The sequence below is a fragment of the Streptomyces sp. SCL15-4 genome (assembly GCF_033366695.1).
GTDB lineage: Bacteria > Actinomycetota > Actinomycetes > Streptomycetales > Streptomycetaceae > Streptomyces.
Genome location: NZ_JAOBTQ010000001.1, coordinates 4,999,340 through 5,022,349 on the forward strand (window position 1 = coordinate 4,999,340; position 23,010 = coordinate 5,022,349).

At 72.5% G+C, this 23,010-nt stretch carries 19 protein-coding genes and 1 pseudogene; 7 read left to right on the forward strand and 13 right to left on the reverse strand.

Features of this window, described 5'->3' with window-relative positions:
• Positions 1 to 4 precede the first annotated feature (4 nt).
• Complete coding sequence (locus SCK26_RS22435; RefSeq protein ID WP_318206067.1) at positions 5 to 457, reverse strand: GNAT family N-acetyltransferase; 453 nt, start codon at positions 455 to 457, stop codon at positions 5 to 7.
• Positions 458 to 766: 309 nt separating this feature from the next.
• Here SCK26_RS22435 and SCK26_RS22440 point away from each other — a divergent pair, with 309 nt between their 5' ends.
• Positions 767 to 1,534, forward strand: a complete 768-nt coding sequence (locus SCK26_RS22440) for a response regulator transcription factor (protein ID WP_318203112.1) — start codon at positions 767 to 769, stop codon at positions 1,532 to 1,534.
• Here the strand turns inward: SCK26_RS22440 and tamR are convergent.
• Entirely contained in the window at positions 1,493 to 1,990 is a 498-nt protein-coding gene (tamR, locus tag SCK26_RS22445; protein ID WP_014673201.1) for a MarR family transcriptional regulator TamR, read from the reverse strand. The two genes, SCK26_RS22440 and tamR, sit on opposite strands and share 42 nt — an antisense overlap.
• Positions 1,991 to 2,079: 89 nt before the next feature.
• Between tamR and SCK26_RS22450 the strand changes: the two genes are divergently transcribed.
• Positions 2,080 to 2,889, forward strand: a complete 810-nt coding sequence (locus tag SCK26_RS22450; protein WP_318203113.1) for a trans-aconitate 2-methyltransferase — start codon at positions 2,080 to 2,082, stop codon at positions 2,887 to 2,889.
• A 41-nt stretch (positions 2,890 to 2,930) separates the two neighbouring features.
• On the opposite strand, the gene SCK26_RS22455 is transcribed toward SCK26_RS22450, so the two are convergent.
• Together SCK26_RS22455 and SCK26_RS22460 are read right to left on the reverse strand one after the other, a co-directional pair.
• Positions 2,931 to 3,608: a TetR/AcrR family transcriptional regulator gene (locus SCK26_RS22455; protein WP_190012673.1), complete on the reverse strand. Its 678-nt coding sequence runs from the start codon at positions 3,606 to 3,608 to the stop codon at positions 2,931 to 2,933.
• Positions 3,605 to 4,612 carry an acyl-CoA desaturase gene (locus tag SCK26_RS22460; protein WP_318203114.1) on the reverse strand — a complete coding sequence of 336 codons (1,008 nt, stop codon included), beginning with the start codon at positions 4,610 to 4,612 and terminating at the stop codon, positions 3,605 to 3,607. The genes SCK26_RS22455 and SCK26_RS22460 overlap by 4 nt, the downstream gene beginning before the upstream one ends.
• 308 nt (positions 4,613 to 4,920) lie before the next feature.
• Between SCK26_RS22460 and ppc the strand changes: the two genes are divergently transcribed.
• Complete coding sequence (ppc, locus tag SCK26_RS22465; RefSeq protein WP_318203115.1) at positions 4,921 to 7,653, forward strand: phosphoenolpyruvate carboxylase; 2,733 nt, start codon at positions 4,921 to 4,923, stop codon at positions 7,651 to 7,653.
• A 78-nt stretch (positions 7,654 to 7,731) separates the two neighbouring features.
• Here ppc and SCK26_RS22470 read toward each other — a convergent pair whose 3' ends face one another.
• The 6 genes from SCK26_RS22470 to SCK26_RS22495 all read right to left on the reverse strand — a co-directional run bounded on the left by SCK26_RS22470 (position 7,732) and on the right by SCK26_RS22495 (position 13,421).
• Complete coding sequence (locus SCK26_RS22470) at positions 7,732 to 8,238, reverse strand: hypothetical protein (RefSeq protein ID WP_318203116.1); 507 nt, start codon at positions 8,236 to 8,238, stop codon at positions 7,732 to 7,734.
• 52 nt (positions 8,239 to 8,290) lie between these two features.
• Complete coding sequence (gene pth / locus SCK26_RS22475; RefSeq protein WP_318203117.1) at positions 8,291 to 8,893, reverse strand: aminoacyl-tRNA hydrolase; 603 nt, start codon at positions 8,891 to 8,893, stop codon at positions 8,291 to 8,293.
• A 69-nt stretch (positions 8,894 to 8,962) separates the two neighbouring features.
• Entirely contained in the window at positions 8,963 to 9,553 is a 591-nt protein-coding gene (locus SCK26_RS22480) for a 50S ribosomal protein L25/general stress protein Ctc (protein WP_318203118.1), read from the reverse strand.
• 206 nt (positions 9,554 to 9,759) lie between these two features.
• A complete protein-coding gene (locus tag SCK26_RS22485) occupies positions 9,760 to 10,740 on the reverse strand; it encodes a ribose-phosphate diphosphokinase (RefSeq protein WP_318203119.1) in 981 nt (326 codons plus the stop codon).
• 154 nt (positions 10,741 to 10,894) lie between these two features.
• Positions 10,895 to 12,343 (reverse strand): bifunctional UDP-N-acetylglucosamine diphosphorylase/glucosamine-1-phosphate N-acetyltransferase GlmU, encoded by a 1,449-nt coding sequence (gene glmU / locus SCK26_RS22490; RefSeq protein WP_318203120.1) that lies wholly within the window; start codon positions 12,341 to 12,343, stop codon positions 10,895 to 10,897.
• A 220-nt stretch (positions 12,344 to 12,563) separates the two neighbouring features.
• Entirely contained in the window at positions 12,564 to 13,421 is an 858-nt protein-coding gene (locus tag SCK26_RS22495) for a hypothetical protein (protein WP_318203121.1), read from the reverse strand.
• A gap of 167 nt (positions 13,422 to 13,588) precedes the next feature.
• Between SCK26_RS22495 and SCK26_RS22500 the strand changes: the two genes are divergently transcribed.
• Complete coding sequence (locus SCK26_RS22500) at positions 13,589 to 14,917, forward strand: sensor histidine kinase (RefSeq protein WP_318203122.1); 1,329 nt, start codon at positions 13,589 to 13,591, stop codon at positions 14,915 to 14,917.
• 25 nt (positions 14,918 to 14,942) lie between these two features.
• On the opposite strand, the gene SCK26_RS22505 is transcribed toward SCK26_RS22500, so the two are convergent.
• Entirely contained in the window at positions 14,943 to 15,437 is a 495-nt protein-coding gene (locus SCK26_RS22505) for an SUKH-3 domain-containing protein (protein WP_318203123.1), read from the reverse strand.
• Positions 15,438 to 15,511: 74 nt separating this feature from the next.
• Positions 15,512 to 16,027, reverse strand: coding sequence for a YwqJ-related putative deaminase (locus tag SCK26_RS22510; protein WP_318203124.1), 516 nt, complete (start codon positions 16,025 to 16,027; stop codon positions 15,512 to 15,514).
• A gap of 300 nt (positions 16,028 to 16,327) precedes the next feature.
• Between SCK26_RS22510 and SCK26_RS22515 the strand changes: the two genes are divergently transcribed.
• From SCK26_RS22515 to SCK26_RS22525, 3 genes and pseudogenes are all read left to right on the forward strand, one after another.
• Entirely contained in the window at positions 16,328 to 17,353 is a 1,026-nt protein-coding gene (locus SCK26_RS22515) for an SMI1/KNR4 family protein (protein ID WP_318203125.1), read from the forward strand.
• A gap of 10 nt (positions 17,354 to 17,363) precedes the next feature.
• On the forward strand, positions 17,364 to 20,072 hold the full coding sequence (locus SCK26_RS22520; protein ID WP_318203126.1) for an SUKH-4 family immunity protein: 2,709 nt from the start codon (positions 17,364 to 17,366) through the stop codon (positions 20,070 to 20,072).
• A gap of 185 nt (positions 20,073 to 20,257) precedes the next feature.
• Positions 20,258 to 21,143, forward strand: a pseudogene (locus tag SCK26_RS22525) (cellulose-binding protein).
• Between the two features lie 24 nt (positions 21,144 to 21,167).
• On the opposite strand, the gene SCK26_RS22530 reads toward SCK26_RS22525, so the two are convergent.
• Entirely contained in the window at positions 21,168 to 22,664 is a 1,497-nt protein-coding gene (locus SCK26_RS22530; RefSeq protein WP_318203127.1) for an MFS transporter, read from the reverse strand.
• Positions 22,665 to 23,010: the final 346 nt, after the last annotated feature.

Sequence of the window (23,010 nt, forward strand, 5' to 3'; positions counted from 1 at the left end):
CTCGTCAGCCCAGGCGTTTGGTCAGCGTGTACTCCGTGATGCCCGGCGGGTAGTCGGGGATCACGCAGACCACCTCGTAGCCCTGTTTGCGGTAGAAGCCGGGGGCCTGGAAGTCCCAGGTCTCCAGGCGGGCGGAGGCGCAGCCGCGGGCCACGGCCAGGCGTTCCGCCTCGGCGAGGAGGCGGGAGCCGAGGCCCGTGCCGCGGTGGCGGGTGTCGACCCACAGGTAGGTGATGTGCAGCCAGGTCGTCCAGGTGTGGCCGACCAGGCCGCCCGCCAGGTCGCCGGCCTCGTCCAGTGCCCAGACATGGAGGGGCGCCTCGCGTTCGCCGGCGGTGCCGCGCAGCGCGGCGAGCACCGGGGACGCGGCCGTGTTGGTCTCCCGCAGCCGCGAGCGGAGCAGATCACGTCGGGCCTTGTCGACTTCCGCCTCAATACGAAACATGCGGCACACCATAAACGCGCCGGACGGCCAGTTCTGCAAATCTCCTTCCGCTGCGTGCTGCCATCCGTACTCTGTGGAACAGCACCGGTGGGGGCCGGTGCCGCTCAGGGGGCGAGACAGGCGGGTGCGGCGCCCGCGGTGGGGCAGCGGTCTTCGTGGCGGCGGCGGCCGTCCGGCGTGTGACCCCGCCCGCGGGTGCCGCGTCCGTGCAGGTCGTCCCTCTCCGCATGTTCTCCCGGTATTGCCGGACCGGCCTGTTTCCGGAGCCTTCCGGACCTTGGACATCCCCTGCTCCACGCGGAGCCCGGGGAAGGGGGTTACGTGGTTCGTATCCGAGTCCTCGTCGTCGACGACCACCGCATCTTCGCCGAGTCGCTGGCCGCCGCGCTGGCCGCCGAGCCGGACGTCGACGTCTTCGCCGCCGGCAGCGGCCCGGCCGCACTGCGCTGCCTGGACCGGGCGGCCGGCGAGGGCCGTCGCTACGACGTCCTGCTGGTCGACGCCGACCTCGGCGGCCCCCCGCCCGGCGCCCGCCCGGCCGTACCGGTGCGCGACGGCAACGAGGAGGGCCTGGTCGACGGCATCTCCCTGGTCGCCGGGGTGCGCACCGCCCAGCCCGGCGTGCGCAGCGTCGTCCTCGCCGAGAAGGACGACCCGCGCCGCGCGGCCCTCGCCCTCCAGGCCGGCGCCTCCGGCTGGGTCGCCAAGGACTGTTCGCTGTCCCGGCTGCTGACGGTGATACGGGGCGTGCTGCGCGACGAGACGCATCTGCCGCCGGCGCTGCTCACCGGGGTGCTGAAGGAGCTGACGGCGGCCCGTCGGCACCGCACCGAGAGCGAGCGGCTGGTGGAGTCCCTCACGCCCAGGGAGCGGGAGGTGCTGCGCTGCATGGTCGCCGGGCTCGGCCGCAAGGCCGTCGCCGAACGACTGTTCCTCTCCCCGCACACCGTCCGCACCCATATGCAGAACGTCCTCGGCAAACTGGGCGTCCACTCCACGCTGGCCGCCGTGGCGCTCGCGCGGCGGGCCGGAGTGGGTCCGGCGGACCTAGCCGGGAATGTTGTCGAACGGGGCGGTCAGCTGGCGTAGCAGCCCGGCCAGTTCCGCGCGCTGGGCGCGGGACAGCTCGGCGAGGATCGCCCGCTCCTGCTCCAGCAGCCCCGCCAGCGCCTGGTCCGCGCGGTCCCGGCCCTCGTCGGTCAGCCGGACCAGCACCCCCCGCCGGTCGCTGGGGTCGGGCAGCCGCTCCACCAGGCCCTTCTTCGCCAGCCGGTCGATACGGTTGGTCATCGTGCCGGAGGTGACCAGGGTCTGCGTCAGCAGCTGGCCGGGAGAGAGCTGGTACGGCGTGCCCGCGCGCCGCAGCGCGGTCAGCACATCGAACTCCCAGGGCTCGAGCTGGTGCTCGGCGAAGGCGAGCCGGCGCGCGCGGTCCAGGTGCCGGGCGAGCCGGCTCACCCGGCTCAGTACCTCCAGCGGCTCCACGTCGAGGTCAGGGCGCTCCCGGCGCCACGCTGCGACCAGCCGATCGACCTCGTCCTCCATGGAGATCAGTGTAGTGGTTGTGTCGACGTGAAGTCTCTTGATGTCGACTCTCTTGACGTCGAGAAACTTGTCCGGGGAAGGTGGAGAGCATGACCACGCCGCGCTGGGACCCCGCCCAGTACCTCCGCCACGCCGGTCACCGCGCCCGCGCCTTCACCGACCTCCTCGCCCGCGTCCCCGATCCGCCCCGCGACCGGCCCCGCGTCGCCGACCTCGGCTGCGGCCCCGGCAACGTCACCGCGACGCTCGCCGAGCGCCTGCCCGCCGCCCGCGTCACCGGCTACGACAACTCGCCCGAGATGCTCGCCCGGGCCCGCGCCGATCACGAGGGGCCGACGGCGGGCGGCGGCCGGCTCGACTTCGCCCACGCCGACGTGCGGACCTGGACGCCCGAGGAGCCGTACGACCTGATCGTCTCCAACGCCACCCTGCAATGGGTGCCGGGCCACGCCGACCGCTTCGCCGGCTGGATCGCCGCCCTGCGACCCGGCGGCGCCCTCGCCTTCCAGGTCCCCGACAACCTCGACGCCCCGCTGCACGCCCTGCTGCGCGACCTGGCCGCCGCCCCCCGCTGGCGCTCCCGCCTCGCCGGAGTCCCGCGCGGCACGGACTCCGTGCACCCGCCCGGCTTCTACCTGGACCGCCTCGCCCGCCTGGGCTGCGCGGCCGACGTGTGGCAGTCCACCTATCAGCACGTCCTGGAGGGCGAGGATCCGGTGCTCGACTGGGTGAAGGGCACCGGACTGCGGCCCGTCCTGACCGCGCTCGCCGACGACCCCGGAGCCCGCGAGGCGTTCCTCGCCGAGTACCGCGACCTGCTGCGCGCCGCCTACCCGAGCGCTCCCTACGGCACGGTCCTGCCGTTCCGCCGGCTGTTCGCGGTCGCGGTGAAGCCGTGAACCCCCGGCCCGGGACCGGCGCTGTGAACCCGGCTCACGCGCTACGCCTTGCGGTGGCCTATCAACCGCGGCTTCGGCTCCAGCCCGTCCAGGCCGTGCCACGCCAGGTTCACCAGATGCGCCGCCACCTCCGCCTTCTTCGGCCGGCGCACGTCCAGCCACCACTGACCGGTCAGCGCCACCATGCCGACCAGCGCCTGGGCGTAGAGCGGGGCGAGCTTCGGGTCGAAGCCGCGCGACTTGAACTCGCGGCCCAGGATGTCCTCCACCTGGGTGGCGATGTCGGAGATCAGGGACGCGAAGGACCCCGTGGACTGCGGGATGGGGGAGTCGCGGACCAGGATGCGGAACCCGTCCGTGTACTCCTCGATGTAGTCCAGCAGCGCGAACGCCGCCTGCTCGCACAGCTCACGCGGATGGCCGGCCGTCAGCGAGCCGGTGACCATGTCCAGCAGCCGGCGCATCTCCCGGTCCACCACCACCGCGTAGAGCCCCTCCTTCCCGCCGAAGTGCTCGTACACCACCGGCTTGGACACCCCGGCCTTCGCCGCGATCTCCTCCACCGACGTGCCCTCGAAGCCCTTCGCCGCGAAAAGGGTGCGACCGATCTCCAGCAGCTGCTGGCGGCGCTCGGCACCGGTCATACGGGTCCGGCGGGTCCGCCGCTGCTTGTCGTTGCCTGGATTGCTGCTGGAGTCGGTCGCCACGGCGTCAATCATGCCGCCTCGGCGGTCTCCCTCCGGCGCCGGGAACCGCCTTCCCCGGCGTCACGCCGCGAATCGATACGCGAGCGTGACGGCCAGCGCACGTCATACGCCCAGCCCAGCTGCTCGAACCAGCGGATGAACCGCGCCGAGGAGTCCAGCTGGCCGCGCATCACGCCGTGCCGCGCCGAGGTCGGGTCGGCGTGGTGCAGGTTGTGCCAGGACTCGCCGCAGGACAGGATCGCCAGCCACCACACATTGCCCGAGCGGTCCCGGGACTTGAACGGCCGCTTGCCCACCGCGTGACAGATCGAGTTGATCGACCACGTCACATGGTGCAACAGGGCCACTCGCACGAGTGAACCCCAGAAGAACGCGGTGAACGCGCCCCACCACGACATCGTCACCAGCCCGCCGATCAGCGGCGGCAGCAGCAGCGAGACCAGCGTCCACATGGCGAACTGCCGGGAGATCGCCCGCATCGCCGGGTCCTTGATCAGATCCGGTGCGTACTTCTCCTGCGGGGTCTGCTCCTCGTCGAACATCCAGCCGATGTGCGCCCACCACAGGCCCTTCATCAGCGCCGGAACCGTCTCCCCGTACCGCCACGGAGAGTGCGGATCGCCGTCGGCGTCGGAGTACCGGTGATGCTTGCGGTGATCGGCCACCCACCGCACCAGCGGGCCTTCCACCGCCAGCGAGCCCATGATCGCCAGCGCGATCCGCAGGGGCCGCTTGGCCTTGAACGAGCCATGGGTGAAGTACCGGTGGAAACCGATAGTGATGCCGTGGCACCCGAGGAAGTAGAAGAACACCAGCAGGCTCAGATCGAGCCAGCTCACCCCCCATCCCCAGGCCAGCGGCACCGCCGCCACCAGCGCCAGGAACGGCACGGTGATGAAGAGCAGCAACGTGATCTGCTCGATCGAGCGCTTCCGCTCACCGCCCAGCGTGGCGGAAGGAACAGGTGTGTCGGTGGCCTCGCGGGCCTCGTCGATCACATCGGAGCTTGAGGTCATACGCGTCCCCTGTGGGGTCGAGGGTCTCATCGGATGCCGGGGGCCGCCGGGACCGTACGGGACTCGGCGGCACTTCCCTACGGTTCCGTAACCTACGGCGTCGTAAGTATGGCAGCGCGTCACGCCGCGGCAAGAGCCCCAGACCCTGCGCGTCCACATCGCCACCTATCCTTGGAACCGGTCGGACAGCGCGGTCCGCTGAAGTTTCCTTCCCGGACGTCACGGCCCGTATGCGGCGCCCCCGCCGCGCGGTCGGCCGGCCGGGTTCCCCGCCAGCCGAGCTTCAACACTGCAAGGAGCCGCAACCTGTGAGCAGTGCCGACGACCAGACCACCACAACCGGCAGCGAGCTGCGCGCCGACATCCGCCGGCTGGGCGACCTCCTGGGCGAGACCCTCGTCCGGCAGGAGGGCCCCGAACTCCTCGAACTGGTCGAGAAGGTCCGCCGCCTCACCCGCGAGGACGGCGAAGCCGCCGCCGAGCTGCTGCGCGGTACCGAACTGGAGACCGCGGCCAAGCTGGTCCGCGCCTTCTCCACCTACTTCCACCTCGCCAACGTCACCGAGCAGGTGCACCGCGGCCGCGAGCTGCGCGCCCGCCGCGCCGCCGAGGGCGGCCTGCTCTCCCGCACCGCCGACCGGCTCAAGGACGCCGATCCCGAGCACCTGCGCCAGGCCGTGCGGAACCTCAACGTCCGCCCGGTCTTCACCGCCCACCCCACCGAGGCCGCCCGCCGGTCCGTCCTCAACAAGCTCCGGCGCATCGCGGCCCTCCTGGACACCCCCGTCCTCGGCACCGACCGGCGCCGCCAGGACGTCCGCCTCGCCGAGAACATCGACCTCGTCTGGCAGACCGACGAGCTGCGCGTCGTACGCCCCGAACCCGCCGACGAGGCCCGCAACGCCATCTACTACCTGGACGAGCTGCACGCCGGCGCCGTCGGCGACGTCCTGGAGGACCTGACCGCCGAACTGGAGCGCGTCGGCGTCAAGCTCCCCGACGACACCCGCCCGCTCACCTTCGGCACCTGGATCGGCGGCGACCGCGACGGCAACCCCAACGTCACCCCCCAGGTCACCTGGGACGTCCTCATCCTCCAGCACGAACACGGCATCAACGACGCGCTGGAGATGATCGACGAGCTGCGCGGCCTGCTCTCCAACTCCATCCGCTACACCGGAGCCACCGAAGAGCTGCTGGACTCGCTCAAGACCGACCTGGAGCTGCTCCCCGAGATCAGCCCCCGCTACAAGCGCCTCAACGCCGAGGAGCCCTACCGGCTCAAGGCCACCTGCGTCCGGCAGAAGCTGGTCAACACCAAGCGGCGCCTCGCCAAGGGCACGCCCCACGAGGACGGCCGCGACTACCTCGGCACCGGCGAGCTGCTGGAGGACCTCCGGATCATCCAGGCCTCCCTGCGCGAACACCGCGGCGGCCTGTTCGCCGACGGCCGCCTGGCCCGCACGATCCGCACCCTGGCCGCCTTCGGCCTCCAGCTCGCCACCATGGACGTCCGCGAACACGCCGACGCCCACCACCACGCCCTCGGCCAGCTCTTCGACCGGCTCGGCGAGGAGTCCTGGCGCTACGCCGACATGCCCCGCGAGTACCGGGCCAAGCTCCTCGCCAAGGAACTGCGCTCCAGAAGGCCGCTCGCGCCGACCCCGGCCCCCGTCGACGCCGCCGGCCAGAAGACCCTCGGCGTCTTCCAGACGGTCAGGAAGGCCCTGGAGGTCTTCGGCCCCGAGGTCATCGAGTCCTACATCATCTCCATGTGCCAGGGCGCCGACGACGTCTTCGCCGCCACCGTCCTCGCCCGCGAGGCCGGCCTCCTCGACCTGCACGCCGGCTGGGCGAAGATCGGCATCGTCCCGCTGCTGGAGACCACCGACGAGCTGCGGGCCGCCGACACCATCCTGGAGGACATGCTCTCCGACCCGTCCTACCGGCGCCTGGTCGCGCTGCGCGGGGACGTCCAGGAGGTCATGCTCGGCTACTCCGACTCCTCCAAGTTCGGCGGCATCACCACCAGCCAGTGGGAGATCCACCGCGCCCAGCGCCGGCTGCGCGACGTCGCCCACCGCTACGGCGTCCGCCTGCGCCTCTTCCACGGCCGCGGCGGCACCGTCGGCCGCGGCGGCGGCCCCTCCCACGACGCCATCCTCGCCCAGCCCTGGGGCACCCTGGAAGGCGAGATCAAGGTCACCGAGCAGGGCGAGGTCATCTCCGACAAGTACCTCATCCCCTCCCTGGCCCGGGAGAACCTGGAACTGACGGTCGCGGCCACCTTGCAGGCCTCCGCCCTGCACACCGCGCCCCGCCAGTCCGACGAGGCCCTCGCCCGCTGGGACGCGGCCATGGACGTCGTCTCCGACGCCGCCCACGCCGCCTACCGCCGCCTGGTGGAGGACCCCGACCTGCCGACGTACTTCCTCGCCTCCACACCGGTCGACCAGCTCGCCGACCTGCACCTGGGCTCGCGGCCCTCCCGCCGCCCCGGCTCCGGCGTCTCGCTCGACGGACTGCGCGCCATCCCGTGGGTGTTCGGCTGGACCCAGTCCCGGCAGATCGTCCCCGGCTGGTTCGGCGTCGGCTCCGGCCTGAAGGCCCTGCGCGAGGCCGGCCTGGACACCGTCCTCGACGAGATGCACCAGCAGTGGCACTTCTTCCGCAACTTCATCTCCAACGTCGAGATGACCCTCGCCAAGACGGACCTGCGGATCGCCCAGCACTACGTCGACACCCTCGTCCCCGACCAGCTCCGCCACGTCTTCGACACCATCAAGGCCGAGCACGAGCTGACCGTCGCCGAGGTCCTGAAGGTCACCGGCGAGAAGGAGCTGCTGGACGCCCAGCCCGTCCTCAAGCAGACCTTCGCCATCCGCGACGCCTACCTGGACCCCATCTCCTACCTCCAGGTCGCCCTGCTCAAGCGGCAGCGCGACGCCGCCGCGGCCGGCGTCGACCCCGACCCGCTGCTCGCCCGGGCCCTGCTCCTCACCGTCAACGGTGTGGCGGCCGGCCTGCGCAACACCGGCTGACCCCTTGCGAAAAAGGGTGCCCCCGAGGTCGTACGACCCCGGGGGCACCCCCCTTTTTCCCAGCTCACCGCGCCGCGCTCACCGCGACGCCACGAACGCCGCCGTCAGCAGTCCCGCGCCGGCCAGTCCCAGCACCCACGCCGGACGCGCCAGCCGCATCCCGCCCGCGACCACCACCGACGCCAGCAGCAGCGCCCCGCCCAGCGGCAGCCAGGCCAGCAGGACGCCCGCCGGACCGGACCGCACCGCCTCCCCGGAGCCGGGCTTCAGCACCACGTCGTACGTCGTCCCCGTACGCACCGCCACGGACTCCTCCAGCTCCACGCGCGCGCGTGCCCGTCCACCGGCCGACGACGGCGTGAACGGACCCGTGCAGGTGTCCCCGGCGCACCGCGTCACCTTCACCGTGCCGGACTCACGCCCCTTCGCCAGCATCACGTGCTGTGCGGTCCCCCAGGAACCCCACACCCCGGCGAACACGATCAGCGCGGCGAGCGCTCCCATCACGGCGACCCGGCCGAACCGCAGCGCGGTCCCGGACGCCTGACGAGCGGTACTGGCGGTGGCAGGCATGGCCGGGATCATTGGCCATCCCCCTACGGCCGGTCAACTCCGGTGGCCGGCCTGACCGGACAAGTCAGGAGTTGTACGCGCTCTGCGCCCGCTCCAGCCCCTCCGCCACCAGACACTCCACCGCGTCCGCCGCACGGTCCACGAAGTAGTCCAGCTCCTTGCGCTCCGCCGACGCGAAGTCCTTCAGCACGAAATCGGCCACCTGCATCCGCCCCGGCGGCCGGCCGATCCCGAACCGCACCCGGTGGTAATCCGGCCCCATCGCCTTCGTCATCGACTTCAGACCGTTGTGCCCGTTGTCCCCGCCGCCCAGCTTCAGCCGCAGCGTGCCGTAGTCGATGTCCAGCTCGTCGTGGACCGCCACGATGTTGGCCACCGGAACCTTGTAGAAGTCCCGCAGCGCGTTCACCGGACCACCGGAGAGGTTCATGTACGACATCGGCTTCGCCAGGATCACCCGGCGGCTCGCCGGTCCCGCGGGACCGATCCGCCCCTCCAGCACCTGCGCCTGCGCCTTGCCCGCCCGCTTGAACTTCCCCCCGATCCGCTCCGCGAGCAGGTCCGCCACCATGAAGCCGACGTTGTGCCGGTTCATCGCGTACTCCGGCCCCGGATTGCCGAGCCCGACGATCAGCCAAGGGGCACTGGCGGGAGTGGTCACGTCCATCTCTCCTTGATACGCGCCAGCCGCTGCCCCCCGGGGGAACAGCGGCTGACGAAACGACGACTACGAGGATCAGGCCTCGGCGGACTCACCCTCGGCGGACTCGCCCTGGGACTCCTCGGCCTGGGCGGCCAGGACCTGCAGGACGACCGTGTCCTCCTCGACGGCCAGCGTGGTGCCGGCGGGCAGCGGGATGTCCTTGGCGAGGATGGAGGCACCGGCCTCCAGGCCCTCGATGGAGACGGTGACCGACTCCGGGATGTGCGTGGCCTCGGTCTCGACGGGCAGCGCGTTCAGCACGTGCTCCAGCAGGTTGCCGCCGGGCGCCAGCTCACCCTCGGTGTGCACGAAGATGTCGACGTTGACCTTCTCGCCACGCTTGACCAGCAGCAGGTCGACGTGCTCCAGGAAGCCCTTCAGCGGGTCACGCTGCACGGCCTTCGGAATCGCCAGCTCGTTGGACTTGCCGTCGATGTCCAGGGAGATCAGGACGTTCGGCGTACGCAGCGCCAGCAGCAGCTCGTGACCCGGCAAGGTCAGGTGCACCGGCTCGGTGCCGTGGCCGTACAGAACGACCGGCACCTTGCTCTCACGGCGGATACGACGGGCCGCACCCTTGCCGAACTCGGTACGGGTCTCGGCGGCGAGCTTCACCTCGGACATATGGATCACTCCTCGTAGAAACTAGGAACGGACGTGGTCACCCGGCCACGAACGGCCTGCTACGAAGAGCGCGTCGATAACGGACCGCCGTATTCGCAGACGCGAGTACGGCCTCCCTCGCCGAGCAACTCACGCAGTCTACTCGGAGGGGGAGGCCGCACTCAAAAGGATCACCCGCCGGCCCGTACGACGGACCGGCAGAAACCTCACTGCTCGTCGAACAGGCTCGTCACCGAACCATCCTCGAACACCTCACGCACCGCACTCGCGATCGTCGGAGCGATCGACAGCACCGTGATCTTGTCCAGGTCCCGGCCCAGCTCCGCCGGCGTCGGCAGCGTGTTCGTGAACACGAACTCGCTCACCCGCGAGTTCTTCAGCCGGTCCGCCGCCGGACCCGACAGCACACCGTGCGTCGCCGTCACGATGACGTCCTCCGCACCGTGCGCGAACAGCGCGTCCGCGGCGGCGCAGATCGTGCCACCCGTGTCGATCATGTCGTCCACGAGCACGCACACGCGACCCTCGACCTCGCCCACCACCTCGTGGACCGTCACCTGGTTCGCCACGTCCTTGTCGCGCCGCTTGTGCACGATCGCCAGCGGCGCACCGAGCCGGTCGCACCACCGGTCCGCCACCCGCACCCGGCCCGCGTCCGGCGACACCACCGTCAGCTTCGCCCGGTCCACCTTCCGCCCCACGTAGTCCGCGAGCAGCGGCAGCGCGAACAGGTGATCCACCGGACCGTCGAAGAAGCCCTGGATCTGATCCGTGTGCAGGTCCACCGTCAGAATCCGGTCGGCGCCCGCCGTCTTCATCATGTCCGCGATCAGACGCGCCGAAATCGGTTCACGGCCCCGGTGCTTCTTGTCCTGCCGCGCGTAACCGTAGAACGGCACGATGACGGTGATCGACCGCGCCGAAGCACGCTTCAGCGCGTCGATCATGATCAGCTGCTCCATGATCCACTTGTTGATCGGAGCCGTGTGGCTCTGGATCAGGAAGCAGTCCGCACCACGCGCCGACTCCTGGTAGCGGACGTAGATCTCACCATTCGCGAAGTCGAAGGCCTTCGTCGGGACGACCCCGACACCCAGCTGCTGGGCGACCTCCTCGGCAAGCTCGGGGTGGGCGCGGCCGGAGAAGAACATCAACTTCTTCTCGCCGGTCGTCTTGATCCCGGTCACAGCACAGTCTCCTCAGAGGTTGTCTCAGCCAGCCGGCTGCTCTGCGACCTCTCGGCTGGGCATGAGAGGCCGAATCAGCTGGTAAGGATGCGGGGTGCACACGTGCGGATGTGCACTTATCACGGTACGCCGTGTTTGGCGCACACGTTTCCGGTCAGTCCTCGCTCTCGCCCCGCCGGGACACCGCCTCGGCCGCCTTCGCCGCCGCGCTCCCCGGCCGCTTCCGGGCCACCCAGCCCTCGATATTCCGCTGCTGGCCACGGGCCACGGCCAGCGAACCCGGCGGCACGTCCTTGGTGATCACCGAACCGGCGGCGGTGTAGGCACCGTCCCCGACCGTGACAGGAGCCACAAACATGTTGTCCGAACCGGTCCGGCAGTGCGACCCGATCGTCGTGTGATGCTTGTCCTGTCCGTCGTAGTTCACGAACACGCTCGCCGCGCCGATGTTCGTGTACTCACCGATCGTCGCGTCCCCGACATACGACAGGTGAGGCACCTTCGTGCCCTCCCCGATCGACGCGTTCTTCGTCTCGACGTACGTCCCGATCTTGCCCTTGGCACCCAGCCGGGTACCGGGCCGCAGATACGCGTACGGCCCCACGCTCGCCCGCTCGCCGATCCGGGCCCCGTCGGACACCGTGTTGTCCACCCGCGCCCCCGCACCCACGTGCGTGTCCTTCAGCCGGCTGTTCGGCCCGACCTCGGCGCCCTCGCCCAGATGCGTGGACCCGGTCAGCTGCGTCCCCGGGTGCACCACGGCGTCCCGCTCGAACGTCACGGTCACATCCACCCAGGTGGTGGCCGGGTCGACCACCGTCACCCCGTCCAGCATCGCCCGCGTCAGCAGCCGGTCGTTCAGGATGCGGCGGGCCTCGGCGAGCTGCACGCGGTTGTTGATGCCCGCGATCTCCCGGTGGTCGGCCGCGACCGACGCGCCCACCCGGTGCCCGGCGTCCCGCAGGATCCCGAGCACGTCCGTCAGGTACTCCTCGCCCTGGCTGTTGTCCGTCCGCACCTTCTTCAGCGCGTCCGCCAGCAGCTGCCCGTCGAACGCGAACACACCGCTGTTGATCTCCCGGATCGCCCGCTGGGCGTCGGTGGCGTCCTTGTGCTCCACGATCGCGGTGACGGCGCCGGTCGCCTCGTCCCGCACGATCCGGCCGTAGCCGGTGGCGTCCGGCACCTCGGCGGTGAGCACCGTGACGGCGTTGCCGTCCGCGTGGTGCGTCTCGGTGAGCCGCTGGAGCGTCTCGGCGGTCAGCAGCGGAGTGTCCCCGCACACGACGACGACGGTGCCGTCCACGACGCCGCCCAGCTCCTCCAGGCCCATCCGCACCGCGTGCCCGGTGCCGTTCTGCTCCGCCTGCACGGCGGTCCTGGTCTCCGGGTCGATCGCGGCGAGGTGGGCGCCGACCTGCTCGCGGGCGTGGCCGACCACCACGACCAGGTTCCGCGGGGTCAGCGCGCGGGCGGCGGCCAGGACGTGGCCGACGAGGGAGCGGCCGCAGATCTCGTGCAGGACCTTCGGTGTGGCCGACTTCATACGGGTGCCCTCACCCGCTGCGAGAACGACGACGGCTGCCGGGCGGATGGCACTCACGGGGTTGCCCTTCGGCTGGGGGTGGGTGGGGGTGACAGCCGCAGGATACCGGGGGGTGGGGTGGGGGAGGGGATATGGGTACGGGCCCCGACACGGAGGTCAGGGCCCGGGTGCAGGCGGCTCCCCCATCAGGATTTGAACCTGAACTTAAGGGACCAAAACCCTCAGTGCTGCCTAGTTACACCATGGGGGATGAAACTCGACTAAACCGGACATTTGGTCAGGTCGCCGAGTCGGCACCCAACACTATGCCGTACCAACTGCCTTCGATGCGACGGTACAAGTCGGCGCCCTTCAGGACTCTGATCGCCAGGCAGCCGCGATAGGTGTCCCCGGTGTTCTTGCGGACCGTCTTGGGGTTGTGCTTCTTGAGTGTGGTCTTGTGGAAGGCGGAGGGGTCGGCGCCGACCAGGTCGGCCCAGTAGCGTTCGGCTCCCTGAACGTCGGCGTTCTCGTGGATCATCACGTTGAATCGCAGGCGCCCGCGTTCCACTCGGAGCAGGTCGAGCCACGCCAGGAAGACTCTGATCATCCCGGGGTCGCTGTTCACGAAGATGACGTTCTCCCGACGGTCGTACGGTTTGTCCTTGGCGCCCTCCGCCCAGTACAGGCCGACGCCGACCAGGAAGAGTTCGCGGTCGGACAGTCGGCCGACGGCGGCCGCCGCGCGCTGCTTGGTCTCCTCGCGGTCGCGGTCCCGCGCGGCCCGCAGGTGTGCCAGACCCTCGTTCATCAGGGCACGTTGTTCCTCGGGCGTGTAGCGCGGCTCGGGCTTCGGCAGGTCCCGCACCCAGAGGGAGATCGAACTCTTCGAACACCCCAGTTCCAGCTGGATTCGGTCGTACGTCCAGCCCTGGAGCCGCAGCTCGCGTGCCCTCTCCCGCAGGTCGTCCTTGGCGTTGGGGCGCTTCGTCCACTCGGGCGGTGGCTCGCCCTCCAGGAGGCGGTTGAGGAGGTCGTTGTTGTCGACGTGCAGCCGGTCGCGGATCTGCCGACGGCTCAGCCCTTCCCGCCGTAACGCCACCGCCCGGTCCCGAAGTCCCTCGAAGTCGGCATATTTGCCGTACGTCTGTGCCATGGGCATACCGTCCGGCCGGAATGACGTATTCCGGGGTCGAACGGGTGAGGTTCGCCAGTTCGAGGGACAAGGAGAGGTTTCGAAGGCGTTCGGTTACGGAGTGTGGTGTGTGGAGGTAGGTGAAAGTCACCGGAAAAGCCGCACTCCCCGCCCGTAGGCTGGGAGGCATGACCACGACGGGGGAAGACCATGCCAGGGCCCTGACCGGCCCCTGGTGGTGGGCGAGGTGGCGCAGCGCGGCGCTCGACGGCGGTCTCGCGCTGCTGTCCGCCGCGGAGTGTGCGGCGGAGGGGGTGCCGTTCGCCCGGGAGGCGGGGATCCCGGCGTCCGTGGGCGTCGTGTTCGGGCTGATCGCCGGTTCGGTGCTGCTGGTGCGCCGGAAGTGGCCGATCGCCGTGGTGCTGGTGGCGATCGCGGTGACGCCGGCCGAGATGGGCTTCCTGATGGGTGTCGTCGGCCTGTACACGCTGGCGTCGTGCGAGCTGCCGCGCCGGGTGATCGGGGCGTTGTCGGGGATGTCGCTGCTGGGTACGGCGGTGGTGACGTTCGTGCGGGTGCGGCAGGACATGGCGCGCGGTGATCTCACGCTGGGTGACTGGTTCCTGCCGTTCGCGGCGGTGACGACGTCGTTGGGCCTGACGGCTCCGCCGGTGCTGCTGGGGCTGTACGTGGGGGCGCGGCGGCGGCTGATGGAGAGCCTGCGGGAGCGGGCGGATTCGTTGGAGCGGGAGCTTCAGCTGCTCGCGGAGCGGGCGGAGGAGCGGGCCGAGTGGGCGCGTAACGAGGAGCGGACGCGGATCGCGCGGGAGATGCACGACGTGGTGGCGCACCGGGTGAGTCTGATGGTGGTGCACGCGGCGGCGTTGCAGGCGGTGGCGCGCAAGGACCCGGAGAAGGCGGTGCGCAACGCGGCGCTGGTGGGGGACATGGGGCGGCAGGCGCTGACGGAGTTGCGGGAGATGCTCGGGGTGCTGCGGGCGGGTGAGGGCGCGGTGCGGCGTCCGTCGGTGGTGCCGTTGGTCGCGGTGGGGGAGGCGGCCGAGGCCGCGGCGTCGCGGGCGGCGCAGTCGCGTGCGGCGGCGGAGGCGGGGGCGGCGGAGGGGCCGTGTCTGTCGGAGCTGGAGGAGCTGGTCGGGCAGTCGGCCGCCGCGGGGATGGCGGTGGATCTGTCGGTGGAGGGGGAGGCGCGGTCGTATCCGGCGGAGATCGAGCAGACGGCGTACCGGGTGGTGCAGGAGGCGCTGACGAACGTGCACAAGCACGCGGCGGGCGCGAAGACGTATGTGCGGTTGGCGCACCGGGTGTCGGAGATCGCGATGCAGGTGGAGAACGAGCCGCCGCCGGAGCCCGCGTCGGCGTCGGCGGCGGGGCTGCCGTCGGGTGGGAACGGTCTGGTGGGGATGCGGGAGCGGGTCCTGGCGCTGGGTGGTGTGTTCGTGTCGGGTCCGACGGACGCCGGGGGGTTCCGGGTGTCGGCGGTGATTCCGGCGGTGTGAGCCTCTTGGGTGTGCGGCGCGGGGGTCAGCCGGCGGTGAGGCGTACGGGCTGGATGCCGGTGACGAGGGTGGTCAGGGCGTGGTCGATGTCGGGGCCCGCGTACCAGTCGCCGGTGTGGTCGATGGTGTAGACGCGGCCTTCGGCGTCGATGGCGAGGAGGGCGGCGGTGTCGGTCTCCTCGCCGAGGGGGCACAGTTCGGTGCCGAGGGCGCGGCCGAGGTCGCCGAGGGTGCGGGCGAGGTGGAGGCCGTGCAGGGGGTCGAGGTGGAGGGCGGCGGGGGCGATCTGGCGGCCGGGGCCGGTGGGGGTGATGGTGAGGCCGCCGAATTCGGCCCAGGCCTCGACGGCGGCGGGGAAGACGGTGTGCCGGTGTCCGGCGGGTGAGGTGTGGGCGCGCAGGGCGTCGGCCCAGATCTCGGCCTGCTTGATGTCCCAGCGTCCGGGTTGCCAGCCGGCGGCGCGCAGCGCGGCGTCGACGGGTACGGGGAAGCGCGTGGTGGACGTGCGGTCGGGGTGCATCTGCCCTTCGTTCGTCGAGCTTGCCGGGTGGTCGGGGGCGGGGCGTGCCGGTGGGGGCTGGCGGGCGCGGGGGGTCAGCGGTCGGTCGCGGTGGGGTCGACGATGCGGACGCCGAAGTGGGCGCTGAGAGCGGTGCAGGCGCGGCAGGGGGCGGCGAAGCGGCCGTGCAGGGGGTCGCCGTCCTCGCGGATGCGGCGGGCGGTGAGTTTGGCGTGTTTGAGGGCTTTGCGGGCCTCGCCGTTGCTCATGGGCCTGCGGGCGGCGCGTTTGCTGCGGGCGGCGTCGGCGGTGGTGAGGTGCCGGGAGATGAGGATGGTTTCGGCGCAGCGGCCGGTGAAGCGGTCGCGCTGGGCGCTGGTGAGGGTGTCGAGGAAGTCCTGGACGAGGGGGTGCAGGGCGGGCGGCTGGTCGCCGCGGGCGGCGGTACAGGTGAGGGTGGTGCCGCGGACGGAGAGGGCGGCGGCGACGGTGGGCAGGATGCCGTCGCGGCGGTGCCGGAGGGTGGGAGTGGGAGGTGTCTCGGTGCCGCTCCAGTCGATGCGAGGGTCGCCGGCCCGCACGTCGGCACCTCCGGTCTGCACGGTGGTCATGATCGTTTCCCTCCCCTGGGGCATCCCCCCGAAGGACTTAGGGTGCCAAATGCCGTGGCTGGTGGGGAAGCTGGGGCGGTGCGACACGCCCGTTCCGGGGCGTGGCGTGACGGTGGGGTGACGGCTGGTCACGGTGGCGGGCGGTGGAGTGGGCGGTGGAGCGGGTGCGGTGGCGCGGGCAGAGGGCGCGCGGGGTCGTGGTGGGCCGGTGACCGGGGTTCGGGTACGGCATAGGCTGTCGCCATCCGCGATCGACACCGCCGCTTAAGGCCAGAGAGAACGCCGCAGGGGGCATCCGCCATGACGACAGGTCGGCTCGGGCAGCGAGCCGCGCCGCCGAACGCGGCCTATGCCGGGCAGGTCGTGCACTTTCCGGATCCGGTCCGGGCGGCACGTCACCCGAGAGGGGTACGGGTCGATGAGCGCGGTTACCCCGATTTCTCGCCGTACGCGCGCGTGGCGGTGGAGATCGCCGAGCCGCCGGAGGGTTTCGGGGTCGACGAGTTGCGGCTGACGGACTACGTGTCGGCGAACGCGGCGCTGGCGGCGACGGGGCACGAACTGTGGGACACGGTGCCGAATGTGGCGACGCCCCATGGCTGGACGTGGCATCACGTGGCGGGGACCCGGCGGCTGGAGTTGATCCCGGTCGAGGTGAAGGCGCTGCTGAGGCATCACGGTGGGGTCGCGACGGCGCCGGTGGACCACGCCAAGCGCGGGACGAGGCCGTTGCAGGAGTCGCGGCCGGCGCACTTCGGGCTGCCGAAGTCGGGCGTGGCGGTGACGGAGGCGCAGGTGCAGGGGATCGAGGAGGATCTGGGCTGTCGGCTGCCCGGCGCCTACCGCTCGTTCCTGAAGGCGGCGGGCGGCTGCGCGCCGGTCGGCACGGCGCTGGACGCGGGGCTGGGGTTGCTGGTGGACCAGCCGTTCTTCACGGTGCGGGACGAGGCCGCGGTCAACGACCTGGTGTATGTGAACAAGTGTCTGCGCGACCATCTGACGAAGGATTATCTCGGGGTGGGCTTCGTGCAGGGCGGGCTGCTCGCGGTGAAGGCGAAGGGCGAGCGGGCCGGTTCGGTGTGGTTCTGCGCGTACGACGACGTGCGGGACGTGGACCCGTCGTGGTCGCCGGCGGAGCGGGTGGAGCGTCTGCTGCTGCCGTGCGGCGACGACTTCGACGCGTTCCTGTCCCGGCTGGCCGGCAGTCCGCCGGAGCTGGAGACGGTGGCCGGTCTGATGGTGGACGGCGGTTTCGTCCGGGTCGTCCCGGTGTCTGCCGGTCCGGTGTCTGCCGGTCCTGTGTCTTCCGGTCCGGTGGGGGAGTGAGCTGCACGCGATGGTGACGTACGCGCAGGCGCAGGAGCGCGCCGAGGAGTGGATCAACGGCGACGTGCCCGTGTACCAGCACCGTGAGGTGCGGGTGCGGGAGTTCGAGCTGGGGTTCGTGGTGTGGGGCGAGGACCGGGCGGAGGGCCCGCGTTCGGACGCGGGCGGCCAGCGGCTCGTGATCGCCCGGGACAGCGGGGAGGCCACGTTGTGGCCCGCGCTGCCGGTGGGCGAGGTGATCCGCCGGTACGAGGAGGAGTACGGCCGCGCCGGCGAGCCGCGAGACGCGGTCGCGGCGCCGGCGCGGCTGGACCTCAACCAGACGTCGTTCCTGCTGACTCCTCCGGAGTGGTTGCAGGAGGCGGCGGACAAACTGGGGCTCCCAGAGCGGCGGACGGGGGATTCGGCGGCCGGGAGCGGTCCGGCGGGTTCGGGGGCGCCGGAGCCGGCTTCGGCGGAGACGGGCGGTGGTGCGGGGGCTTCCTCCGGCGGAGGAGGACCGGCCGAGACGCAGGCCGGGGTGCCGGCGGGTGCGTCCGGCGTGCCGGGGGCGTCCGCTTTCGCGGAGGCGCCCGTGGGGGCCACGCCGTGGGCCGGGACCGACACGAACGGCGGGTCCGGTGAGGACGACCGGTCCGTGCCGCTGCCCGCGACGGTGTTCGCGCCGCCGCTGAGCGACCCGGACGACGCGCCGCGTTCCCCGGCGGTGCCGGCGGACGCGCCGACGGCGTTGATGGCGGGCGGCAGCCAGTTGCCGCCGACGGCGGTCGCACCGGCGCTGGACGCCTCGGCCACCCCGGGCGCACCCGCCGCCGGTCCGGGCGACACGCCGCCGCCGGCAGCGGGCGCGTCGGCGTACGGCCATCCGCACCCGCAGCCTCCTGCGGCCCCGGACATGCCCGGGCCGGGCGTCCCGCCGCACCCTTCGGCGCACGGCACTCCGCCACCGGCACCGGCTCCGCCACCGCCACCGGCTCCGTCGTACGGCTATCCGCAGGGGCCGGGCGGCGCTCCGGGTGTGCCGCAGCCTCCGGTGGGCTCGGGTTCGGGTACGGCCGGACGGGCTCTTCCGCCGCACGCGGGGGACATCGCGGACGCCGCGACGAGCAAGGCGGCGCCGCCGCCGAAGAAGGGGCGCGGAGGAGCGGGCGCGCCGCCTCCGCCTCCGCCGCCGGGCGCTCCTGGCGTGCCGGGCGCGCGCCCGGGTGGTGCGACGCCGCCGCCCGCGCCGGGTGGCCCCGCGGGCGGGTACGTGCCGACCCAGCTGGTGTCGGCGCTCGGGCCGGAGGGTCCCGAGGGGCCGTCCGGTCCGGGAAGCGCGCAGGGAGCGCGGCCGCCGGGCGCGCCGAACCCGCCCGCCACGCCCCCGGGCAGTGTGCACCAGGCGGCCACGATGCTGGCCGACCCGAGCGGACCGGCCGCAGGCGCACCACAGCCTCCGGCGGCCCCGGGCGCGCCGCAGCCTCCCGGGACACCCCAGGCACCCCAGGCACCTCACGTCCCGAACGCTCCCGGTGCTCCCGGCGCCATGCACCACGCCGAGACCATGTTCGCCGCACCCCCGGCGGCCGGCCCGAACGCCGCGCCGCCGCCTCCGCCCGCCCCCGGTGCTCCCGGTGTGCCGCCGGGCGTGCCGGGCGTGCCGCCGCCGATGCCGCCCGGTGCGATGCCGCCGCCGGGCGCGCCCGTGCCGGGACACGGACCGGGGCTTGGGCAGGGACAGGCGTACGGGTATCCGCAGGGGCAGCCGACGGTGGGTCCCGGCTATCAGGCCGTCCTGCGCTACCGAGCGCAGGACGGGTCCGAGCAGCAGCTGATCCGGCGTTCGGCGCCGGGTGTGCCGCACCCGGAGTGGCAGATCTTCCACGAGCTGCGGGCCATGAACGTGCCGCCGGACCAGGTGCTGGAGCTGCACACCGAGCTGGAGTCGTGCGAGCTGCCGGGTGCCTACTGCGCGCGGATGATCCGCGAGCAGTGGCCGCAGGCGCGGATCACGAGCATCGCGCCGTACGGCACGGACCACGCGGGCCGGCGGCAGGGCATGCACCAGTTGCTGGCGCATCAGGGCGAGTTGCACCAGGTGGCGGACGGTCCCGCGCGGCCGGCGCCGGTGCGGGCGCCGCTCCCGCCGGTGCAGGCCGCGCCGCCGGTGCCGCCGGAGGCGGTCGCGCAGGAGCTGGCGGCGGCGTTCGGGCCGGGGATCTTCCGGTTCGAGCAGCAGGCGGTGTCCCGGCAGGGCGTGCCGCCGATCGTGGCCCACACCCTGGTCGTGGCCGGGCTCCCGCTGGACATGGGTCCGTTCTTCTGGGCGCAGGCGCAGCCGGGCCGTCCGGTGCCGACGCTGGCGGAGCTGGCGGCCGAGCGCGGGGTGGCGGCGGCGCCGGACGCGGGCTCGTACCTGGTGATGGGCACCGACTTCGGCAAGGCGCTCTGCGTGCAGTACGGGACGGCGAACATCGTGGCCGTGCCGGTGGAGGCGGGTCCGGGCGGTGCGCCGGTGCCGCCGCAGTTCGTGAACACCGGACTGCCGGAGTTCGCGCGCTGCCTGGCGCTGCTGGGCCGGATGTGGCGTCTGCGGTACGGGCTGAACCAGGAGCAGGCGGGTCGCTGGACCGTCGACTTCCAGGCGCAGCTGGCCGCGCTGGACCCGGCGGCGCTCGGTTCGCCGGAGAGCTGGTGGTCGGTGCTGCTGGAGCAGATGTGGGACGGGCTGTTGTAGCGCAGCCGCCGCCCGCCGGCCGGGTGCGGACCCTCGGGCCCTTCACGCGCACGCGTGAAGGGCCCGAGGCGTTGCGGGGCCCGTGACGGCCTGCGGAGTGTCGCGTTATGAACGATTACGCCCGATCCATCAAGATATGCACGAAATCATTCTGTCGTGTAGGTCCGGTGGAGAGGAGTCCCAGGGTGAGCAGCGCATCGATGCCACCGCACGGCTTCGCGACCGTCCGGGGGCGCGGCTACCGCCCCGACCAGGTCGACGCCTGCCTCCAGGCGCTGTCCGGGGACCGGGACGCGGCCTGGGAGCGGGCCGCCCGGCTGACCGTGCTCGCCAAGGACATGGAGGCCGAGGCGGTACGGCTGCGCGAGGTCGTCGCCCAGCTCGAACCGCAGACGTACGAGACGCTGGGGGAGGGTGCGCAGCGGCTGTTCCAGCGGGTGCAGAACGAGGCGGCGGACCTCACGGAGCGCGCCCGGCGCGCGGCCGGGCAGCAGGTCGCGCGGGCCGAGGCGGACGCCGAGGGTCCGCCGGGAGGCGCGGGAGGCGGCGGACGCCGTCCGCGCGGCGGCCGACGAGCACGCGCGGGGCCGCATCCTGGCCGCGCGCGCCGAGGCCAACGGCATCCGGGTCGGGGCCCGGCGGGAGGTGCGGGCGGCGCGCATGGAGGCGCTCGCCGTGGTGCGCGAGGCGCGGCAGCGCGCCGCCGGGACGCTCGCCGAGAACTCCCGGCGCAACGCCGGCCGCTGGGCGGCGGCCGAACGTGAGGAGGCCGAGCGGGCGGCGGCGCTGGACGCCCGGAACGCCGAGCGGGCGGACCGGGCCGAGGCGGCGCTGGCGGAGGCCGAGCGGGCGCTGCGGGAAGCCGGGAAGTACGCCCGGCGGTGCGAGGAGGAGGCACGCGCGCGTGCCGCCGAGATCGTCGCCGAGGCGCGCGTGCGCGAGGAGCGCATCGCCCAGGAGACCGAACGGGTGCTGCGCGAGCACGGTGAAACCTGGGACGACGTCCAGGCGCACGTGGACTGCGCGCGCGACCGCCTGATGGCGCTGACCGGCAAGGTGGCCGGCGAGTAGCCGGGCCCTGGCCGGCCCGCCGGGTCATTCGGGGAGCACCGGGAACCGCCGGGGCGCCACCAGCAGCAGCACCACGAACGCCAGGGCCGCCGCGCAGGCCGCGCCGAGGTAGACGGCGTGGACCGCGTCGGCGATGGCCCGCCGGGTCGCCTCCGGGGCCGTGCCGGCGTCCAGCGCGCGGGTGACGGAGTCCAGGTCGCCGGCCCCGCCCAGCCGCGCGGCCAGCACCCCGTTGGCGATGGCGCCGAACAGGGACGCGCCGAGGGTCTGGCCGGTCTGCCGGCAGAACAGCACCGAGGCGGTCGTGGTGCCCCGCTCCGACCAGCCCACGGTCGACTGCACCCCGACGATCAGCGGCAGCTGGAACAGGCCCAGCGCGCCGCCGAGCAGCAGCATCAGCAGCGTCGGCTGCCACCAGGACCCGGGGTAGGGCAGGAACGGGAAGACGCTGAGGACGAGCGTGCCGAGGCCGATGCCGAGCAGCGCGGTGTCCCGGAAGCCGATGCGCCGGTAGACGTGCTGGCTGAGCGCGGCGGACACCGGCCAGCTGAGCGTCCACACCGACAGCACGAACCCGGCGGCGACGGGGCCGAGTCCGAGCACCGACTGCGCGTACGTCGGCAGGAACACCGCGGGCGCGACCATCAGCAGGCCGAGCGCGCCGAGCGCCAGGTTGACGGCGGCGATCGTCCGGCGCCGCCACACCCATCCGGGGATGATGGGCTCCGCGGCCCGCCGCTCCACCGCGACCACCACGGCGGCCAGGGCGAGGCCCGCGCCGAACAGGGTCAGCGACGGGGCCGACAGCCACGGCCAGGCGACCCCGCCCTGCACCAGCGCGGTCAGCAGCACCCCGCCGCACGCGAACACCGCGAGCGCGCCGGCCCAGTCCACGCGCGCCCGGCGGGCGGTCTCCCGCTCCGGCTCGTGCAGGTGACGCACGATCAGCCACAGGGCGGCGACGCCGATCGGCAGGTTGATCAGGAAGATCCAGCGCCAGTCGGCGTAGGCGGCGAGCACTCCGCCGAGACCGGGACCGGCCACCGCGGAGACCGCCCAGACCGTGGACAGCCGGGACTGGATCTTCGGGCGCTCCGCCAGCGGGTACAGATCGGCGGCCAGGGTCTGCACGGTGCCCTGCAACGCACCGCCGCCCAGGCCCTGGACGATCCGGAACGCGATCAGCGCGGCCATGTTCCAGGCCGTCGCGCACAGCAGCGAGCCCGCCAGGAACACGGCCGCGCCCACCACCAGCACCGGTTTGCGGCCGAAGGTGTCGGAGAGCTTGCCGTAGACGGGGAGCGTGACGGTGACGGCGAGCAGATAGCCGGAGAACAGCCAGGAGAAGACGGAGAACCCGCCGAGGTCGCCGACGATCTGCGGTACGGCCGTGGAGACGACGGTGGAGTCGAGCGCGGCCAGGGCCATCGCCAGCATCAGCGCGGCCACGACCGCGCCTCGCCGCCGTTCTCCCTGGCCCCGGGCCGTGCCGCCGCGTATCGCGGGTGTCGTACTCCCCACCGTGGATCCCCTCCCCTGCTTCCCGTCGGAAGCTACCCAGGTGCCCCCTGCACCTATGTGTGGGACGACAGCTTTCCACGGCGGGCCGGCCGGGGTCCGGCGCGGTGAAGGGTGGAGGCCGCGCGCGCCGAAGGGTGGAGGCTCCCCGGAGAATGCCTCCACCCGGCGGTGGAGTCCCCCTAGGGGTTCCTCCGTACCGCGGCTCGGGGAGGGTTCGTCCCGGCGGAGGAGGAGCCCGGGCGGACGCGGTCCTTAACCTGGTCCTACGCCGCTGGGGGGCGGCGAACCGCACCGGCGGGGGTGGGGTTTTCCCCCCGGAAAGAGGGGGCTCCGCACCAGCGCGCGC

What these genes read in the sequence shown, in the direction of transcription:
- SCK26_RS22500 (WP_318203122.1), top strand. Translation starts at nt 13,589, where the DNA reads ATGACCACGACGGGGGAAGACCATGCCAGGGCCCTGACCGGCCCCTGG.
- SCK26_RS22515 (WP_318203125.1), top strand. Translation starts at nt 16,328, where the DNA reads ATGACGACAGGTCGGCTCGGGCAGCGAGCCGCGCCGCCGAACGCGGCC.
- SCK26_RS22510 (WP_318203124.1), bottom strand. Translation starts at nt 16,027, where the DNA reads ATGACCACCGTGCAGACCGGAGGTGCCGACGTGCGGGCCGGCGACCCT.
- pth (WP_318203117.1), bottom strand. Translation starts at nt 8,893, where the DNA reads ATGGACGTGACCACTCCCGCCAGTGCCCCTTGGCTGATCGTCGGGCTC.
- SCK26_RS22435 (WP_318206067.1), bottom strand. Translation starts at nt 457, where the DNA reads ATGGTGTGCCGCATGTTTCGTATTGAGGCGGAAGTCGACAAGGCCCGA.
- SCK26_RS22450 (WP_318203113.1), top strand. Translation starts at nt 2,080, where the DNA reads ATGACCACGCCGCGCTGGGACCCCGCCCAGTACCTCCGCCACGCCGGT.
- tamR (WP_014673201.1), bottom strand. Translation starts at nt 1,990, where the DNA reads ATGGAGGACGAGGTCGATCGGCTGGTCGCAGCGTGGCGCCGGGAGCGC.
- SCK26_RS22470 (WP_318203116.1), bottom strand. Translation starts at nt 8,238, where the DNA reads ATGATCCCGGCCATGCCTGCCACCGCCAGTACCGCTCGTCAGGCGTCC.
- SCK26_RS22505 (WP_318203123.1), bottom strand. Translation starts at nt 15,437, where the DNA reads ATGCACCCCGACCGCACGTCCACCACGCGCTTCCCCGTACCCGTCGAC.
- SCK26_RS22520 (WP_318203126.1), top strand. Translation starts at nt 17,364, where the DNA reads ATGGTGACGTACGCGCAGGCGCAGGAGCGCGCCGAGGAGTGGATCAAC.
- SCK26_RS22495 (WP_318203121.1), bottom strand. Translation starts at nt 13,421, where the DNA reads ATGGCACAGACGTACGGCAAATATGCCGACTTCGAGGGACTTCGGGAC.
- SCK26_RS22480 (WP_318203118.1), bottom strand. Translation starts at nt 9,553, where the DNA reads ATGTCCGAGGTGAAGCTCGCCGCCGAGACCCGTACCGAGTTCGGCAAG.
- SCK26_RS22455 (WP_190012673.1), bottom strand. Translation starts at nt 3,608, where the DNA reads ATGATTGACGCCGTGGCGACCGACTCCAGCAGCAATCCAGGCAACGAC.
- SCK26_RS22460 (WP_318203114.1), bottom strand. Translation starts at nt 4,612, where the DNA reads ATGACCTCAAGCTCCGATGTGATCGACGAGGCCCGCGAGGCCACCGAC.